Origin of the sequence: Desulfofustis glycolicus DSM 9705 (assembly GCF_900130015.1) — a bacterium.
Lineage (GTDB): Bacteria > Desulfobacterota > Desulfobulbia > Desulfobulbales > Desulfocapsaceae > Desulfofustis > Desulfofustis glycolicus.
In genome coordinates this window covers 1-19,162 of the sequence record NZ_FQXS01000014.1, presented here as the reverse complement: position 1 = coordinate 19,162, position 19,162 = coordinate 1, and the positions used below count along the sequence as shown (strand labels likewise).

Below are 19,162 nucleotides of genomic sequence, written 5' to 3'. Positions count from 1 at the left end.
TCACCACGTGCCGCAACACGTTTGCCTGACAAGATAAGCACCGCACAAAGAAATGCAAAAAACGGGAACTCTCTTGACCAGTTGGTTTAGCGATCACGTTTGCACTCACAAGGAGGGTGATTCCGCAAGCCCTTGTGCAGTAGCCGGGCAGCCATAATCAAAGAGAGGTTCGCCAAAACAGGATAAGCAGACAGAAAACGACGAGACGCAGCCTGGGCGATCTATAGTGTCGGCGTGCCGGGATTGATCGGCCCCCGGTTCAACAGGTGACAGCTGGATCGCCACTGCGGTAGAAAATGATCCATAAGCTGTTTAAATCGGGCATTGTGGGACGGCTCCAGCAAGTGGGTCATCTCGTGAACCAGAACATATTCGAGAAACTCCGGCGATCGCCTGGCAAGCTCGCTATTGAGTCGGATACGGCCGGAAGATGGCGTGCAACTCCCCCACCGAGTCTTCATTCGTCGCACAAAATACCTGTTGACACTGACACCTATCAATGGCTCCCATTTCTCGATCAGCGGTGGAACCGCATTATATAGTTGCTCTCGATACCAGCTTTCAACAATCTCCTGTCGTTCTTCTCTGCCGGTGCCCGGTCGGATCGTGAGCACCAGGCGATGAGAGGAGCGCGCAACAGACGGCGTCCGGTCGGCTTCAATAACCGATAACAGGTAACACCTTCCCCAGACCCAGTGCGGTTCCCACTCCCGGTAAGCAATCTGCTGCTCGCGGCTCTGCTGCTGCAACCGTTCCCGGTGCTTCCTGATCCAATTGAGTTTTGCCGTGGCAAAGCCCTTTACAGCGGCCAGAGAGAGGCGCAACGGTGCCGAAATTCGGACCTGGCCATGCGGCGGATGAACACTGAGGCGAACCGATTTAATCTTCTTGAACACCACGTCGATCGTGATGTCTTCAAGCAGCATCTGTTTTGTTTTCACTACCTGTTTTGCTCCCGGACACGTCTTCCGCCGATCGCTCTGAGGAGAATCCCCAGCGACATGACATACCGTTCACCATACGGAGCAAAACGTTTGCTTGCAAGCACCGAATACTGTGCTGCCCTTGATTGCCCGGCCGAGGCCGGGCAATCAAGGCCGCTTATTGATGCTGCCGCTGATACTCCCCGGCCGGAAAGCTGATTGGCACACCTTCATACGGAGTCATCCGGGTGGTTCGCCGGGTTTGCACCTCACGCAAGCTTTTCAGGACATCGATGCTGCTCATCAATCCTTTCGAATAGTGGGCCAGCTTGATCGACAAGCCGGCAATCTGCGCCAGGGCGCTGACGAAGTTGACATCACCGAGGGTGAACTCCCACGGTTCCGCGGTGTAAACACGAATGGCGCCGAGCAGCTTGCCATGTACCTGGATCGGCACCGACAGGATCGAGGCGATGCCCTCTTTCCGCGCCTCCCCCGGATACTGGATCCGCGGATCATCCATCACATCGTAAATCGCCACCGGTCCATCCTTCAGGGACGCGGCAATGGATTGCAGGGCACTGACCGGTCCTTTGTTGAGATACTCATCGCTCAGCCCAAACGAAGCGGCTATCTCAAGTTCGTCGGTTTTGTGATTGAGGAGAAACAGGACACAGCCTTTGACGCCGAGAGCGGTCTTGATGCCTTCCACGGTCATCAAGGCCACTTCTTCCGGCTCTTTGGAGTGCGAGATTGCATTGGAAACCCTGATGAACGTTTCGTAATTGATCAAGTGCTCTTTCATAACGTCCTCCTCTGTTGTCACCTTGCTGCTGAGTGGAAAAGGTCCAACGACCCTTCCCTCCTTCCGGTTCACCGTGGTGCTTACCCCTTCCATCGCACCGTGGCATCCCGCCAACGCATTCTGCCGGTGCCCGGGCAAGACTTCGGTTCATATAACGCCCATGGCGGGACGACACTACGAACGATGAAAATCAGCACCGTGGTCGGACGGTCCGGTTATTGAAAGTGAGCGGGGGACAGGTTAAAACCTGTCCCGCCGATTTTCATATAAACCGGCTGCTCCCTGACCGCAGACCTGTCATTCATCGTGTGATTTGCCACCCGATGAGGATGGCTCACATGAACAAAGCCGGGCGCCTTCCTGCAGGCGGCCCGGCTTTCTCAGAAGATCCGTGGCTTTCCGTCCCCGTCTCGCGGCGGGTTTGGCTTTGTCTTATTTGTATATGTCCATATACTCAATCCTATCGAAATTCAGGCGTGGCTGTCAAGCTCCTCATTATTTTCATGTCAGGAACCAGCCGTCTTGTCCGGTAACCTCAATCTGTCCCGGTTACCGATACGTCACCGCCGATCACCTCTGACCGGCCAGACGGAAAAACCCGCGGCCTTTTTATGGCCGACGCCGATCGCGCCTTTGGTGAGATAGAGAGCAAAGGCCCAGTCAGGGTCGAATCCGCTGGTGGTGGCAGACCAGTAGGTATCGACCGGTTCCCGGAACGGGTGGTCGGCCGGCAGGGCCGGACTGTGGCTGGCGGCATCGACCAGACTTTCAAGCTCCCTGATGGTCGGCAGACGCCAGGGATGACCGGTTCGGGTTTTATAATCGTCTACCGCAGCCAAGGCCTCTGACCAGTCGGCGACCGGATCGCCGAAACCGCCCCGGTCATACCAGATCAGGCCGGTCAGACGGTCGAGCACACCATCATCAATGATGGAAAATCGGGGCTGCGGCCAGGGGGCACCGGCTCGCAAATCGCCGTCCTGGCCGCTGTTCAGGCAATCGATAACCCGGCCTTGGTCGTCGAAACATTCCAGCTGGCCGGTGCGGGGCAGGATCGTACTGCTGCCGCAGACCGGCCAGAGCCAGTAAAAGTCACGCTTGTTGCCGTAAAACATCCGAGCGCCTTCCAGGTGGACGTACCAGGCATAAGCCGGTGCAATGGCGGCAGTCGTCGAGGTCCAGTGCCAGCCGGAGAATACCTGGCGAAACAGATGACCGGCCGGCAGGGCGGGTTGTTTTTCACCGTGATCAACCAGGCTACGCAACTCAACGCGATTCGGCATCCGCCAGTCGGTCCGGCCGAAGCGAGCATCGCGGTTCATGTCACCAATCGCCTGCAGTCCTTCCGACCAGCTCAGCGGAAATTCGAGACAGCCGGCATCACGGGCCCAGACCAGGCCGGTCAAGCGGTCTTCGACGAGATCATCGGAGAGCAGGTGGAAACGGGAGTTCGAGGTCATAATGATTCGTCCGGAATGTTCATAAAACGTGGCATGCCCTTATGGGGGACAGGTTAAAACCTGTCTCCGACACGTAAAAACAAGGCATATCCTGATGGGGACAGGTTGAAACCTGTCCCCGAAGCGCATACGGTTGATTCAATATTTTTTGGTTCTCAGGATGGTGATCACCAGATAGAGCCCGAGCACCACCGACAACAGGTAGCCGATCACGCCGAGCGCCGGAAAACCGAAGAGCAGCGGTCCGATACCGGTGGTGATGATCATCGACGAACCTATGATGATCGAACCGGCAACGATGCCGGCGGTCAGCCGGTTGGAGGCGCTCTCCAGGGTGGCGACCAGTTCCTCGAGCTTGGCGAGGTGAAAGACGAAACCGAGCTCCCCTTTTTCCATCTTGGCGATGATCCGCTGCAAGCGCCGGGGAATGTCGCGGGGACCGAAACGAAACGAGGCGATCAGGGAGCGCAGCTCCCGCCACCAGACCTTCGGGTGATAGCGGCGGCGGGCCATGCGATGAACCCGTTCCCTGACCTCGCTGATCACGTCGAGCTCCGGATAGACCAGACGAGCCGAACCCTCGGCGGTAATCATTGCCTTGATCATGATCACCAAGTGGTTCGGCAGGTGCAGACGATACGTGCGCAACAGAGCGAGCAGGCGGGCGAGCAGCTGGCCGAGATTGACGTCCTTGATCGGGACGGCATAATATTTATCCAGGATCTCGAGCAGGTCCCGCTCCAGCTCGGTGGGTTCGACCAGTTCCTCACTGCCGTGACACAACGCCAGCACCGCTTCGGCCAGCGACTCGCTATCCTTGTCCACCACAGCCTGGAGCAGGTCGAGCAGGGTGAATCGGTCCCGTTCGGTCAGCCTGCCAACCATACCCCAATCGATCAGGCAAAGCGTCCCGTCGGTGCCGACCAACATGTTGCCGGGGTGGGGGTCGGCGTGGAAGAAGCCCTGATCGAAAATCTGGACGACCGCCGAGCGCAGGCCCCGCCGGGCCACCTGCTTGCGGTCGAGATCGGGGATCCCGTCAATTTCTCGAAAGGTCACCCCTTCGAAAAGATCCATGACCAGTACCCGCTCCGAGCTGTATTGCTCATACGACTTCGGAATCAGCAGACCGGTCTGGTCCGCTGCCGCCCGGGCAATCGTCATATTCTCCAACTCTTCGGAAAAATCGAGTTCCTTGATCACATGGCGGCGCACCGTCTTGGCCAGGGTGGGCAGGTCATAGGGCTGCAATTCGGTAAACTTCTCATCGAGCAGGCGGCATATGCCCTCGAGGATACCGAGATCGGCATCGATGTTCTCACGGATATTCGGGCGCTGCACCTTGACGGCGACCACGGTGCCGCCCCGGCGCAGTTGTGCCCGATAGACCTGGGACAACGAAGCGGCGGCAAGCGGCTCATCGGGAAAAGCCGAAAACACTGCATCAATCGGGCCGCCGATGGCCTCCTCGACAAGTGGCAGGACCTCCTCGGTCGGCACCGGCGGGACCTTGTCTTGCAGAGATGCCAACTCCTGCAACAACGGCTCCGGCAACAGGTCCGGCCGCAGACTCATAATCTGCCCGAATTTGACGAATGTCGGCCCAAGTTCTTCGAGAACGAGACGGATCCGCTGATAGATATCGAGATCTCCCTCGACCGGGCTCATCTTGCGTAACAACTCGCCCCCGGGCACTTCCAGACGATCGGCAACTTCATCAAAACCATATGTTGCCAAGGTGGCGACAATGTCCTTGAATCGTTTCAGTTTCTTCAGGTCAGCCAGATTCATCGATCCTCCCCGATCTGTCGGCGCCCAGCGATCAAGTCGTCTGACACCGTAATCGTCCCAAAACAGGATCTCATGTCACGATCCGTCCAGCCAGCGCAGGTCGTAGAGATCGGTGCGCCTGCTTTGAACATTGCGAACACTGCCGAGTGCCCGCAATTCCTTGATCATATCGAGATCAAGATCGGTGACCAGCGTGGTCTCGATTCCCGGTGTCGCCTCGGCGGCGATGGCGTCGTGGGGGAAGGAGAAATCGGACGGCGTGAACACCGCCGACTGCGAGTACTGAATCCCCATGGTCTCGACCTTCGGAATATTGCCGACACTGCCGGAAATGGCTACGAAGCATTCGTTCTCGATGGCGCGCGCCTGGGCGCAGCGACGAACCCGGAGATAACCGGTCTTGGTATCGGTCCAGTACGGCACCAGCAGCAACTTCATACCCTTGAGCGTCTGTAGCCGGGCCAGTTCCGGAAACTCGACGTCGTAGCAAATCAGAATACCGATCTTACCGACGTCGGTGTCGAAGACTTTCAACTGATTGCCGCCAATGAAACGCCAATGGGCATCCTCTTCCGGCGTGATATGCAGCTTGGCCTGACTGTCCCAGGTGCCGTCGCGCCGGCAGAGAAAGCTGACGTTGCGCAGCCGGTCCGAATCATCGAGCGACGGGACACTGCCGGCAACGATATTGATATTGTAGGCGAGCGCCATGTCGATCATGGCCTGACGCATATCATCCGTGTATTCGGCCAACTTGCGCATTGCCTCGGCCGGATTGTTACCCTCGTAGGTATGGATCAGCGGCGCGTTGAGCAATTCAGGGAAGAGGACGATATCGGCCTGGTAATCGCTGACCGTATCTACGAAAAATTCCACCTGCTGCATGAAGTCGTCGAAGGAATCGAAACGGCGCATCTGCCACTGGACTACACCGAGCCGGGCCACCGACTTTGCACCGCCGATCAGCCTGGTTTTCTTTTCATAATAAATATTTAGCCACTCGAGCAGTACCGCATGGCCGCGGGACGGGTGATCCTTCGGCCAATAGTCAGGCAGCAGGCTGCGAACGTGAAAGTCGTTGGAGAGCTGAAAGGTGAGCACCGGGTCGTGCAGTTCCCGGTTCTTCACCTTGAGGATGTACTGCTGGGGCGACATCTCTTTCGCATGTTCATGGTAACCGGGGATCCGGCCGCCGAGCAGGATCCCTTTGAGGTTGAGATTCTCTGCCAACTCCTTGCGCGTATCGTAGAGCCGCCGCCCGAGGCGCATGCCCTGGTATTCCGGATCTACGAAGACTTCGATGCCGTAGAGATAATCCCCCTCCGGATCATGGGTGCGAAAGGTCCCGTTGCCGGTGATCTGATGGTAGGAATGGCGGCTGCCGAACAGGCTGTAATCGATGATCAGCGACAGGGCGATGGCCACCGGTACGCCATTGTCCTCAATACAAATCTGGCCTTCCGGAAAGTGTCCGATCAAGGCTGCGATCTCGTCGTGGGTCCACGGGGTGCCGACGCCGTGATATACGCGATCGTTGATATCTCGCAGCGCTTCGTAATCGTCAACACGCAGATGTCTCGTTGCCAGTTTGTGCTGCGGTTCCTCAACCATACGCTAAGCTCTCCAGAAATTCCGAATTTTTCAATCTCCCCCTTATATCTTGCCGGACGAGGATCTTGCATTATGCAATGTGCTTTCAGGTGCGGTGACAGCTTCCAGTTTACCCTATAGCCCGCGGCATGGCAAACCCGGTCAGAATGTACCTCTCCGGAAAACGATCTTGTTGTCGACGGTTGATCAGAGTATAAAAACGGCACGCCGGGTCAGGTTCACAGGAGACCGGTATCATCACAACGTATTTACCGTATAGGGAGATATCCATGGTGCGCTTGCTGGTCGGCATCGCTGCCTTTTTCTGGCTGGGTGTAGTCATTGCCGAGGTCGTTCGCCAATCGGCGCTGCTCGGATTGATAGGCTCCCCGTTCTTCTGGGGAGCCTTTGCCTCCCTGCTTTTTGTTGCCACCGAGTGCATGCTGGCTTATGTCCGCCACTCCGCCAAGCAAAACACCACAAGAGTAAAACGGGTCGACACGGCCTATCATCTTTTTCTCGGCTTGATCTGTCTTCTACTGCTCACCGCCATTCCCCTTCTCTGGTGGGGAGTCATCAGGGAACTCGCCCGATTACCGACAAGATAGCAGAAACTGTTAGGCAGTCTTGCCTTTCCGTTTTTTTTCCTGTTACTATTGGGAGACGCTTAGAAATCGGAGCAGAGGCCTTTTGCCGATCAATTGTTTTTTCCACCGCGATGACAGACATCCACGACAACGGCAGCCGGACCCGGAGTATTTCTGCCGCCATCAGCCGCGGCAAGCATGAATGGGAACAGACCGTCGATGCCATCGACGATATCATCACCATCATGGAGACCGATCTGCAGATCATTCGGGCCAATCGCGCCGCGCACCGGCTATTCGGTTACCAACTTGGAGAACTGGTCGGCAAGCGCTGTTATGAAGCGTTTCACGGCCGTCAAGATCCGTGCCCCCTGTGTCCGGCAGCAGTACTAACAGAAATCGGTATCCCCCAACGGCATCTGGTCCGCAACGAGGTGCTCGGCAGGACGTTTGAACTCTCCATTGCCAAAATCCCTGCCGCCGACGGATCCGCAGGGAGAATCGTCCAGATTGCCCGCGATGTCACCGACACCCTTCGCCAGGAAGAAGAGCGTCGGCGATTGTCAACCGCCATCGAGCAGACTTCGGAGATGGTCGTCATTACCGACACCCAGGGTATCATCCGCTATATCAACCCGGCCTTCAGCGAAACAACCGGTTATTCCCGGGAAGAGGCGATCGGCCACAACATGAACCTGCTGAAAAGCGGCCGCCACGATGAAGCCTTTTACCGGCAGCTCTGGGAAACTATCCTGAGCGGCCGGGTCTGGAAAGGGCGCTTGGTCAACCGCGCCAAAGACGGCACGCTCTTTTCGGAAATGACAACCATCTCGCCGATTGTCGATGCCGACCGCACGGTCTCCGCTTTCGTTGCGGTCAAACGCGACATCAGCCGGGAAGAGGAACTGGAAAAGCAGCTCCAGCAGGCCGTCAAGCTCGAAGCCATCGGCACGCTGGCCGGCGGCATCGCCCACGATTTCAACAATATCCTGTCCGCCATCCTCGGTTATGCCCAGATCGCCAAAGGACAGCTGGCGGACGATGACCCGCTCGCCTACCCGTTGGACCATATCCTCGCTGCCGGCGATCGGGCGGCGGAACTGATCAGCCAGATCCTGACGTTCAGCCGACAGGATCTGGGGGACGAGCCGCTCAGACCGCTGAAGGCCCAGTCGATCATCAAGGAGGCGCTGAAACTGCTCCGCTCCTCATTCCCATCAACCATCAAGCTGACCTATCGGATCGATAGCGACGCCCCGGCGATCATGGCCGACGCCGGCCAGATCCACCAGGTTATCATGAACCTGTGCACCAATGCCCGGCAGGCGATCGAGACTGAACACGGCACCATCCAGGTCACGGTGTCGGCCGTTGATCTTGATGAGTCGGCCGGCGCCCTTCACCATCCGGCCTTGCCCGCCGGCCGTTACCTGAAGATCAGCGTTGCCGACAGCGGCTGCGGCATGGACGAGACGATCCGGCAGCGCATTTTCGATCCGTTCTTCACCACCAAGCCGAAAGACCGGGGCACCGGACTCGGCCTGGCCGTCGTTCACGGCATCGTCAAAAAGCATCGCGGCAACATCAGCGTTACCAGCGAACCGGGACGCGGCACCACGTTCGATATCCACCTGCCGGCCATCGCCGAGCCGGCAGAGACGACAACAGAGAAACCGGCTCCGGTTCGCGGCGGCAGCGAGCATATCATGCTCGTCGATGACGAACAGCAACTCACCGACCTGCTGACGACAACGCTCGAGCGGCTCGGCTACCAGGTTACCGCGTTCACTGACAGTCTTGAGGCCGTTCGCTGCTTTCGCGAAAACAGCGGCGCCTTCGACCTGGTGATCACCGATATGACCATGCCGAACATGACCGGCACCGAGATGGCCCGGGAAATGCTTGCCCTGCGCCCAGCCCTGCCGATCATCCTGATCACCGGTTATCACGAACGGATCGATCGCAGCACGGCGCTGCGCATCGGCATCCGGGTATTTATCAATAAACCGTTGCGCCGGAACATCCTGGCGCACAGTATCCGCGAGATTCTCGATCATGGCCTCGATCCTGATCATCGATGACGATACCGTCCTCTGTTCGATGCTCTTCGAGCAGCTCACTGCGGCGGGTCATTCTGCGGTTGGGGCCCATACCCTGACCGACGGTCGCAGATGCGCCGCCGACCGCAGCTTCGATGTCATCCTGCTTGACGTCCAATTGCCGGACGGTAACGGGCTGGAGCATATCGCCACCTTCAAGCGCACCAGAACGGAACCGGAGGTGATTATCATCACCGGACAGGGTGAGGCCGACGGCGCCGAACGGGCGGTGCGTAGCGGCGCCTGGAGCTATATCGCCAAACCGCACGTGATCAGGGAGTTGGACCTGCACCTGGCCCGGGCCCTGCAATACCGCAGGGAACGGCAGAAAGTCACGAAGATCCCGGTAGCCCTGAAGCGCAGCCGGATCATCGGCAGCAGCGCGGCCATAGGCCGCTGTCTTGACCAGGTAGCCGCCGCGGCGGCTACCGATGTGAGCGTGCTCATCTCCGGAGACTCCGGTACCGGCAAAGAATTGTTTGCCAAGGCCATCCATGAAAACAGCAGGCGAAGCCGGGAGAATTTCATTATCGTCGACTGCGCTGCCTTGCCGGAGACCCTGATCGAGAGCACCCTGTTCGGACACGTCAAGGGCGCCTTTACCAACGCCGACCGCGACCACGACGGTCTGGTCAAACACGCCCACCGGGGCACCCTGTTCCTTGACGAGGTCGGTGAATTGCCTCCGGCCACCCAAAAGACCTTCCTGCGACTGCTCCAGGAGCACGAATATCGACCGGTCGGCTCAAACCACCACCAATTCAGTGATTTTCGCCTGGTGGCGGCAACCAACAGGAAGCTCGACGAACTGGTCGCCACCGGCGCCTTCAGAGAAGACCTGCTGTTTCGCCTGAAGGCGCTTACCATCGAGCTGCCGCCATTGAAAGAGCGAAAAGAGGACCTGCGTGAGCTGGTCAGCTATTTCATGCATGATCTCTGTCAACGCTACAGCCTCGAAACCAAAGGCATCAGCGCCGATTTTCTCGATACCCTCGCCGCCCACGACTGGCCCGGCAATATTCGGGAACTGTCGCAGGTTATGGAGCAGGTTTTTACCAATCCGATGCTCGGACCAACCTGCTTTTCCATCCACCTTCCCGAATCGTTCCGGGTCATGCAGGTTCGGGCCGGTTTCCAGCAGGATCAGCCGGTCGGTACAATCAGCATGTCCTGCCTGCCGCCGTGGCGCTCTTTTAAGGATCAGTACGAAATCGACTACCTGCAGCGCCTCTGCGCCGCTTCGGCGGGCAATATCTCCGCCGCCTGCCGCCTCTCCGGCCTGTCGCGCTCGCGACTCTACCAGATGATCAGCAAACACGGCCTGAGCTTTTCCTGATACCTGCCGTTCCCACCCGTCCACAAAAGTGGACGGGTCTTGTTTTCTGGACACCACCTTCCCGGTGAGCCGCCCTCTTTGCTCTCCAAAGAACTTCTCGGCCCCCTGCAATTGTTAGACTCTTTTTCCGTCACAAACGACCACCCGGTGCTGGCACGATTACTGCTTCTTACTGGACAGCGTAACAACAATTGTAAAAAAAAGCGGACCACCTGACACGATAGCTGAGATACCCCATGAACGTTTTCTTCTATTCCCCTCGCCGTGCAGCCTGCCCGAACGATTGCTCCTATCCGGACTGTGCCGAGCGCTGCCTGTGGGCCCTCAGGTCCCGACCGGTCCTGGCGGCCGTTGAACGGTTACCGTACGGCGCGCTGTTCCCGCTGCCCAAACGGGCACCGTTGCGCAGCGGCGACCTGATCATCGTTCACATCGCCGACCTTCGGGAACTCGAGGACCTGATCGATCACCGGCAGGCCCTGGCGCACTACCGTCTGGTGCTGATTGTCAGCGACCAGGTATACGACGGCAGCCGCCGCTATCACCTGCTCAACCCGCGCTATATCGCGACAACCAGGCAGGATGCCGGCGATCTGGAGACCGTGGTCAACCGAATCGCCCAGCAGGTGGACGCCGAACCGGAACCGGTTCGAGCCGTTTCCCATTAACCGCAGGAGGTGACGTCTATGTCGCAGGAACAGCTGTTCGCATCCTTTGTCCTCGACCGGGAGCAGGATCTGGAAATCGCGCTCAAAGCGGAACAGGTCGCCGAAGCCACCGCCATCCAGGGGCCGATCAGGAAACTGCCGGGCAGCATAGATTTTCTCGAAGGAATCATGCATCTGCGCAACGATGTCATACCGGTCATCAACCTGAAAAAACGGCTCGGTCTGGCACGCAGCGACTATGACCAGGCCGCCAAGGTGGCCGTCGTTGCGCTGCACAATCAGCGTTTTGGCCTGCTCTTCGACGACATCCGGGAGGTGTTTCGCGCCGACACCTCGGCGATCACCCCGATCAGCAAGGCCCTGCAAACGAGCGACCGGGTCATCTCCTCGCTGATCAAACTGGACGAGGGTCGGCGTGCCGTTGAGCTGCTTGATCTCAAGCATCTGTTCAACGAGGATCTTGCCGATCTCGACCAGTCAACAACTGAATCTCGACAGCAGGCCCAATCCGGTCCACCGGTCACCTACCAGCGCTGCGTAGTCTTTAGCTGCGCCGGCCAGCAATACGGCGTACCGGTCGAATGCGCCCAGGAGATCACCTTCTGTGCCGACATCGACACCATGTTTCAGACCGGCGTCATCGAGGGCGCCCTGGAGCTGCGCGGCAAGACCGTGCCGATTCTCAACTCCCGTTCGCTGCTGACCGACGAAACGGAAACGCCGGCCATGGCCGCAGAAGATACCCGGATACTGATTCTCTCTTCGGACGACTACGCCATCGGCATCATCGTCGACGAGATCCGGGACATCCTCACTATCGCATCCGACCAGATCCTGCCCTTTCCCAGCGGCCGTGACGAAAACGTCAACGGACTAGTCACCCGACCGAACGGCGAAAACATCATCCTGCTCGATATTCACCGACTGATCTGCGACCAGATCGACAGCATCAAGTCCATGGCCAAGATCGGCGGCGGCACGAACAAAGAAACCGGGGGTGGAACCGACGAAGCGTCAGGGACGCGGCAACACACCAGCCATCACCTGATCACCGAGAACTGCTATCTCGTGTTTGCCATCGGCAAGCATTATGCAATCGAACTCAAGGATGTCCGCGAGATCATCGAAAACAACGGATCGATGCGCGTGCCCGGCGCCAGCGGTTACAGCACCGGAGTTATCAACCTGCGCGGTGAAGTGGTACCGGTCGTCAACCTGCGCAGTTTCTACCACTATCCACAGCGAGACGGCAGCGACACGGACAAGCTGATCATCTGCAGCGGTCACGGCACCACCGTGGCCCTGAAAGTCGACCAGATCGTCACCATCTACAAGCAGGAACAGTATCACTCGACACCGTCACTGAACAAGCAGCTGAGCGATCGGAAAGACACGCTGGATCGGCTCATCGAGTATCTCACCCCGGACGGCCTCAAGGAACACGTGCTGGTGGTCAACACCCACAACCTGATTCGCAACCACCTGCAGGCCGAAGCGGGACATCACACTCTGCCTGAAGAAGAATTGAACGATCTTTCATAACAATCACCCAACCGAGGAACCTGTCATGGAAACAACGAAAAAAGCGACTCCCGAAATGGACCCCTCCAGTCTGAACCTGCTGGGCCTGCCCAGTTTTATCGTCGGCGACGACCGGGTCATCAGCTGGGCCAACGACAGCTTCTGGAAGACCTTTGGTCACAAGCCGGCCGATGTCATCGGCAAAATGACCTGCGAGGAGGCCTGTCCGTCGAATCTCTGCGGCACCAAGGACTGTTCCGTGGCCAAGGCCGCCCGGATCAAGAAGCCGGCCGAGGCGGAAGTGGTCCACAAAAACGGCAACCAGTTCATCTATTACCATTCCACTGCGGTACCGATGAACGGCAAAGGAAGCGGAACTCTGGTGACGATGAACGATGTCAGCGAGCTGAAAAACACCCAGGCCTCGCTGCGACAGATGCAGACCGATCTGAACGTGATCCCGACACCGATCATGGAAATCGACAAGAACTTCACCATTACCTTCATGAATCCGGCCGGAGCCCGGGTCGTCGACATGACTCCCGACGAGGTGCTCGGCAAGAAGTGTTACGACCTGTTCAAGACGCCTCACTGCAAGACCGACCGGTGCGCCTGCGCCCGGGCCATGAAAACCGATTCGGTAATCACCGAACAGACCATCGCCCGGCCCGCCGAAGGAGTCATCATCCCGATCAAGTACACCGGCGCACCGATCAAGGACGCCAAAGGCAATATCAAGGGCGCCCTGGAATACATCCTCGACGTCACCGAGGAGATGAAGCAAAAGCAGGCCGCCGACGAAAAGATCGAGAACCTCAACACCATCCCCACCCCGATCATGGCGATCGACACCGACTTCAGCGTCACCTTCATGAACCCTGCCGCCGCCTCCGTAGTCGGCTCGACCCCGGACGAGGTGGTCGGCAAGAAGTGCTTCGATCTGTTCAAGACCCCCCATTGCCAGACCGACAAGTGCGCCTGCGCCCGGGCCATGAAGACCGACTCCGTCATTTCCGAGCAGACCATCGCCCGGCCCGCCGAAGGCGTCATCATCCCGATCAAGTACACCGGCTCGCCGATCAAGGACGCCAAGGGTAATATCAAGGGCGCTCTGGAATACGTGCTCGACATCACCGAGGAGATGAAGCAGAAGCAAGCCGCCGACGAGAAGATCGAAAATCTCAACACCATCCCCACCCCGATCATGGCGATCGACACCGACTTCAACGTCACCTTCATGAACCCGGCCGCCGCCGGTGTCGTCAATTCGACCCCGGATGAGGTGATCGGCAAGAAATGCTACGACCTGTTCAAAACGCCCCATTGCCAAACCGAAAAATGTGCGGTCGGCCGTGCGATGAAAACCGATTCAGTGGTCACCGAACAGACCATCGCCCGGCCCGCCGAGGGCGTCATCATCCCGATCAAGTACACCGGCTCGCCGATCAAGGACGCCAAGGGCAACATCAAGGGCGCCCTGGAATACGTGCTCGACGTTACCGAGGAGATGAAGCAGAAGCAGGCTGCCGACGAGAAGATCGAGAACCTCAACACCATCCCCACCCCGATCATGTCGATTGACACCGATTTCAACGTCACCTTCATGAACCCGGCCGCGGCCTCGGTGGTCGGATCGACCCCGGACGAGGTGATCGGCAAGAAGTGTTTTGAGCTGTTCAAGACTCCCCATTGCCAGACCGACAAGTGCGCCTGCGCCCGGGCGATGAAGACCGATTCGGTGATAAACGAGCAGACCATCGCCCGGCCCGCCGAGGGCGTCATCATCCCGATCAAGTATACCGGGGCGCCGATCAAGGACGCCAAGGGCAATATCAAGGGCGCCCTGGAGTACGTACTCGACGTTACCGAAGAGATGAAGCAAAAACAGGCCGCCGACGAGAAGATCGAGAACCTCAACACCATTCCGACTCCGATCCTCTCCATCGATACCGATTTCACCATCACCTTCATCAACCCGGCCGGAGCGAAGGTCGCCGGCCTGAGCCCGGACCAGGCCGTCGGCAAGAAATGCTACGACCTGTTTAAGACCGAACAGTGCCGCACCGACCAATGCGCCTGCGCCCAGGCGATGAAGACCGACCGGGTAGTCAGCGAGCAGACTGTGGCCGCACCCGGCGGCCACGAGATGCCGATTAAATACACCGGCGCGCCGATCAAGGACGCGAAAGGCAATATCAAAGGCGCTCTGGAATACATAACCGATGTCACGGCGGAGAAAAAAGTGGAACGGCTCATCGCCAGTTCGGTTGCCGAGGTCGACACTCTGGTGGGCGCCTCGCGCCAACAGATGGACCAGGCCAACAGCCAGGTCGACGAGATGAACGAGATCATCGACGAAGCGGTCAACCAACTCGACGATTCGATGAAAACCGTGCAGGCCATGCTGAAAAGCTCCAGCGAGATGCTGGAACTCTCACAGGAATCGAACAAACTGGCCACCGATCTGGCCAAGGAAGCGGAAACCGGCAAAAACGCAGGGCGCGACGCAGGTCAGAAGCTGGCAGACATCAACGCGACCATGCAGACCAACAACGAGATGGTCGCCGGCCTGGTCGCGCAATTGGAAAAAATCTCCAGTTTCGTCGACATTATCAAGGATATCGCCTCGCAGACCAACCTGCTCGCCTTCAACGCCGCCATCGAGGCGGCCCGTGCCGGCGACGCCGGTCGCGGCTTTGCCGTGGTCGCCGATGAGGTCCGCAAACTGGCCGAGAACAGCTCGAAGTCGGCAATCGATATCTCCACCATTGTCAAGAACGTGGAGAAGGAGTCGCACCAGACCATCAGCGCGATGAAAGACGGCATGAACATGTTGACCGACGGCGGCCGAGTCATCAATACCGCGCTCGAGTCGATGGAAACCATTTCCAAAGGCATCAGCTCCATTTCGGCATCAGTCGACAGGGTGAGCAGCCAGGCCGAAGGATTGAACGCCGACGGGACCAAGGTCATGGAGAAGATCGAAACCGTTGCTTCATCGTCAAAGAAAAACCAGCAGTCGACGACCGCCGTCAACCAGTCGCTGTCGGAAACGGTCGCCGCCCTGACCCAGTTGATGTCGTCGAGCAAGGAGTTGCAGGAAGCAGTCAACAATATGTAACTATCCTCGCGTTCCGGCCGGCGCAGCATGCCGGCCGGAATCACCGGTTCTGCCATGACCATGTTTGGAGACTCCATTTTCACCCCGCGGCTCCACTTGCGGAAGATCACCGCCGACGACCTGGTGCTTCTCGTTTCCTGGAGCAACAGCGACAACGCTCACGGTCCGTTTTTAACGCCGGACAAGTTGAGCATGGCGGCCGGAGAGGAGAAAATCGCCGCCGGGGTCTTGTGGAACGACAAGAATAAGACCTTTTTCATCCAGCATCGCGACACCACCCCGATGGGCACCATTACCTACTGGCTGCGCTCGGAAAAAAACGAATGTGCGGTCATCAAGGTCAAGATAACGATGCCTGAACAACGCGGCAAAGGCTACGGCACCGAGGCACAGAAATACCTGATTATCAACCTCTTTGACCGGCTGCGGCTCGATGAAGTGGAGATGTACACCGATATCAACAACAAAGCGCAACAACGCTGCCTGAGGAAACTCGGATTCGAGCTGATCGAATCACTGGTCTACGACGATTACCAGGTCCGCCGGCTCGGCCACCTGTACCGGCTGTCCAAGCAACGGTACCAAACTGTTCCGATCTATCGCTACCATTATGAATAATCTCGGCGTGTTGCTTGACGATCGCTATTTCCAGCATTGCATCAATCGCCCCACCCCGGAAAACCCGGCGCGGCTCAGGCGTCTGTTCCCGGTCGTCAAAGAGCGGTACAACGGCAGTCTTACCATGGTCGCCCCGCGCGAGGCGCACACCGAGGATATCCAGCGGGTTCATTCCGCCTTTTACCTCAACCAGGTCCGCAATCATGCCGCCCGAACCGATCCGTTTTCCTACGACCGTGACACCTATCTGATGGACCGGTCCCTGGAGACCGCCCGGCTCGCCGCCGGCGGCTGCCTGGAACTGGCGGACCGGATCATGAACACCAGTCTGCACCATGGCTTCGCGCTGGTGCGGCCGCCCGGGCATCATGCCGAACCGGGGCGCGGCATGGGGTTCTGTATCCTCAACAATGTGGCCATCACCGCAGCATACCTGCAGCGGGTCTACGGCCTGAGTCGCATTTTGATTCTCGATTTCGACGTCCATCACGGCAACGGTACCCAGGAAGTCTTCTATGATTCCGATCAGGTGCTGTTCGTCTCACTACACCAACGCGACCTGTTCCCGTTTTCCGGACAGGCGGGGGAAATCGGCACCGACAACGGACGCGGCTATACCATCAACATCCCAGTGTTCAGCCAGTTCGGCGACCAGGAATACACCTATCTGGTCGGCACCATCCTGAATAATCTCTGCGAACAATACCTGCCGCAAATCATCCTTGTCTCAGCCGGTTATGACGGCCACCAGGCCGATTCGATCAGCTCGACACTGCTCTCCACCCACTGGTACCACACGGCCACGACGCTGATCAAACAGTGCGCCCGGGAACTCTGCGACAACCGTCTGCTCTTTATCCTGGAAGGAGGTTACAATCCGGAATCACTGGAGGAGTCGGTATTGGCAACCATCGACAGCCTGCTTCAGCCAAAAGCGCCGCGCGTCGGCATCCTCCATTCGGACCGGGCCCGGGCACTGCTGGCCGATCATCCACTCAATCAATACTGGACGCTGTGAAAAAGGAATCGCTCATGACCAGGCACATCAATCTTGACAGCAACGCCCTGAAAACGATCTTCCATGAATGTCAGCAATGCGGCACCTGCTGCAAAAAGTACCGGAAGATTACCCTGCAAGCCGAAGAAGTCGACTTCATCAAGAAGATGGGCGGCCATGTCGGCGTCGATGTGAGCCTGGCGGAGATTCGGACCAAAGGCCTGGCCCGGGCCAGGGAAGAAGCACTGGCAAGCGGCAAGATTTTTATGATCCACCCGGACGATAAAGGCTGCCTCTTTTTACAGAAGCGCGACGGCAAATACTACTGCAAGATCTACAACTATCGGCCGCGGACCTGCCGCGGGTTCAAGTGCAACCTGGCCGACGGCACCTTCCTCGACCTTTTCGGTCAGGACTCAATCCACCTGCTCGGCCAGAACAGTTTCGGTCTCCCGCTGAGTTGACCGAGGCCGGACCTACCGCTCGCAACGATGGTGTTCATTGCTCGTTATGACCTTCGGTCATTAAGAGTCAGTGATTCCGCAGCTCCAGGTGCAGATACAAGTCTCCGCGCCCGGCCGGTCCCGGCCGTCCCTTGCCGCGCAACCGCAGGCGCTGGCCGGCCCGGCTGTCCGGCGGAATGCTTACCTTGAGCATTTCCCGGCCGTCGGGGCCGTCCGTCTGCACCTGAATGGTCTTGCCGGAACGCAGCTCTTCCGTAGATAGCGGAGTCACATAAATTATATCCGTTGTTGACGCCTCCGACTGGTTTTCTGACTGTCCCTGTCTGTTTTTGACGCCGGCGAGTACCTTGCCGACCGTATTGCCCAAAGATCGAAACAGTGAGCCTTTCTCCGGCAAGCGCTGCCCCACCGAACGAAGAAGGGCCGGGCCGACCAGGGAGCCGAGGAAAAAGAGCCCGCCGAAAAAGAGCCCCCCGCGCCCGCCGAAAAAGCTTTTCCTGATGAATTGCGGGCCGGAACGGAAACCGGAGCGCTGGAACTCCCGCATCAATCCCTGGAATACCTGCTGGAAACGAGGGTCGCGAAACAGATCACGGAGGATATCCTCCTGGCTGTAGCCGAATCCATTCGTCGCCCCATCCTGCCGCCAGGGACCGCCGGTAGCCCGGGCGCGATTGTAGGAGGCACGCTTGGCCGGATCGGTCAGTACCCCGTATGCCTCGGCTATTTCCTTGAATTTTTCTTCGGCCTGGGGGTCATCGGGGTTGCGGTCGGGATGATATTGCATTGCCAGTTTTCGGTATCTCCGGCGGATCTCATCTTCCGTCGATGCCTCGGTTACCCCGAGAATCTGGTAATAATCCTTCATAATCAGCCACCGGCTCCGATCAGAATCGATTGTTCCACCGGTGATCACCTTTGACCACCGGCGAGAAAGCAAACTCCAATTATATGTCACCCGGGTCGAACTGTCAGTCACTTTTCCGACTCCTGCCAACCGAGTATGGTCACCACGACACAGGGCGTGAATCGCGACAGCCACCTTGAGCCCTGACGAATGATAGTCAACAAGCGGGGGACAGGTTAAAACGGATGTTCCAGACACAAAATGAAGTAACACCTTGATTTGCTGTTTTAAAGTAGCGATTTTAGAGAGAATTATGTAGGCATCAAATTTTACTC

General features: G+C 58.0%; 15 protein-coding genes and 1 riboswitch. Of the genes, 9 read left to right on the top strand and 6 right to left on the bottom strand.

Translation table 11 applies throughout. The annotated features are described in order from the left end of the window. Positions 1 to 221: 221 nt before the first annotated feature. From BUC26_RS12055 to BUC26_RS12035, 5 genes are all read right to left on the bottom strand, one after another. Positions 222 to 926, bottom strand: coding sequence for a M48 family metallopeptidase (locus tag BUC26_RS12055; RefSeq protein ID WP_073376365.1), 705 nt, complete (start codon positions 924 to 926; stop codon positions 222 to 224). 175 nt (positions 927 to 1,101) lie between these two features. Then, entirely contained in the window at positions 1,102 to 1,728 is a 627-nt protein-coding gene (locus BUC26_RS12050; RefSeq protein ID WP_073376364.1) for a GAF domain-containing protein, read from the bottom strand. A gap of 362 nt (positions 1,729 to 2,090) precedes the next feature. Next, positions 2,091 to 2,164: riboswitch (cyclic di-GMP riboswitch) on the bottom strand. 124 nt (positions 2,165 to 2,288) lie between these two features. Beyond that, positions 2,289 to 3,188, bottom strand: a complete 900-nt coding sequence (locus BUC26_RS12045) for an Lcl C-terminal domain-containing protein (protein WP_073376362.1) — start codon at positions 3,186 to 3,188, stop codon at positions 2,289 to 2,291. A 138-nt stretch (positions 3,189 to 3,326) separates the two neighbouring features. After that, the gene (locus tag BUC26_RS12040) at positions 3,327 to 4,979 is read right to left on the bottom strand and encodes an ABC1 kinase family protein (protein WP_073376361.1); all 1,653 of its coding nucleotides are present in this window, start codon (positions 4,977 to 4,979) and stop codon (positions 3,327 to 3,329) included. A 75-nt stretch (positions 4,980 to 5,054) separates the two neighbouring features. Then, on the bottom strand, positions 5,055 to 6,590 hold the full coding sequence (locus BUC26_RS12035; protein ID WP_073376359.1) for a bifunctional GNAT family N-acetyltransferase/carbon-nitrogen hydrolase family protein: 1,536 nt from the start codon (positions 6,588 to 6,590) through the stop codon (positions 5,055 to 5,057). A 269-nt stretch (positions 6,591 to 6,859) separates the two neighbouring features. Between BUC26_RS12035 and BUC26_RS12030 the strand changes: the two genes are divergently transcribed. From BUC26_RS12030 to BUC26_RS11990, 9 genes are all read left to right on the top strand, one after another. Beyond that, positions 6,860 to 7,177 (top strand): hypothetical protein, encoded by a 318-nt coding sequence (locus tag BUC26_RS12030; protein WP_073376358.1) that lies wholly within the window; start codon positions 6,860 to 6,862, stop codon positions 7,175 to 7,177. A 110-nt stretch (positions 7,178 to 7,287) separates the two neighbouring features. Beyond that, positions 7,288 to 9,237: a hybrid sensor histidine kinase/response regulator gene (locus BUC26_RS12025; protein ID WP_073376357.1), complete on the top strand. Its 1,950-nt coding sequence runs from the start codon at positions 7,288 to 7,290 to the stop codon at positions 9,235 to 9,237. Next, complete coding sequence (locus BUC26_RS12020) at positions 9,212 to 10,591, top strand: sigma-54-dependent transcriptional regulator (protein ID WP_073376355.1); 1,380 nt, start codon at positions 9,212 to 9,214, stop codon at positions 10,589 to 10,591. Before BUC26_RS12025 ends, BUC26_RS12020 begins: the two co-directional genes overlap by 26 nt. 236 nt (positions 10,592 to 10,827) lie before the next feature. Then, the gene (locus tag BUC26_RS12015; RefSeq protein WP_073376353.1) at positions 10,828 to 11,259 is read left to right on the top strand and encodes a hypothetical protein; all 432 of its coding nucleotides are present in this window, start codon (positions 10,828 to 10,830) and stop codon (positions 11,257 to 11,259) included. Positions 11,260 to 11,277: 18 nt separating this feature from the next. Further along, a complete protein-coding gene (locus BUC26_RS12010; protein WP_073376351.1) occupies positions 11,278 to 12,801 on the top strand; it encodes a chemotaxis protein CheW in 1,524 nt (507 codons plus the stop codon). Between the two features lie 25 nt (positions 12,802 to 12,826). Continuing rightward, on the top strand, positions 12,827 to 15,901 hold the full coding sequence (locus tag BUC26_RS12005; protein WP_073376349.1) for a PAS domain-containing protein: 3,075 nt from the start codon (positions 12,827 to 12,829) through the stop codon (positions 15,899 to 15,901). A gap of 54 nt (positions 15,902 to 15,955) precedes the next feature. Beyond that, entirely contained in the window at positions 15,956 to 16,519 is a 564-nt protein-coding gene (locus BUC26_RS12000) for a GNAT family N-acetyltransferase (protein WP_073376498.1), read from the top strand. Continuing rightward, positions 16,512 to 17,537: a histone deacetylase family protein gene (locus BUC26_RS11995; protein WP_073376347.1), complete on the top strand. Its 1,026-nt coding sequence runs from the start codon at positions 16,512 to 16,514 to the stop codon at positions 17,535 to 17,537. The genes BUC26_RS12000 and BUC26_RS11995 overlap by 8 nt, the downstream gene beginning before the upstream one ends. Positions 17,538 to 17,551: 14 nt before the next feature. Next, positions 17,552 to 17,980 carry a YkgJ family cysteine cluster protein gene (locus tag BUC26_RS11990; RefSeq protein ID WP_073376345.1) on the top strand — a complete coding sequence of 143 codons (429 nt, stop codon included), beginning with the start codon at positions 17,552 to 17,554 and terminating at the stop codon, positions 17,978 to 17,980. A gap of 67 nt (positions 17,981 to 18,047) precedes the next feature. On the opposite strand, the gene BUC26_RS11985 is transcribed toward BUC26_RS11990, so the two are convergent. Further along, on the bottom strand, positions 18,048 to 18,848 hold the full coding sequence (locus BUC26_RS11985; RefSeq protein WP_143165996.1) for a DnaJ domain-containing protein: 801 nt from the start codon (positions 18,846 to 18,848) through the stop codon (positions 18,048 to 18,050). Positions 18,849 to 19,162 lie beyond the last annotated feature (314 nt).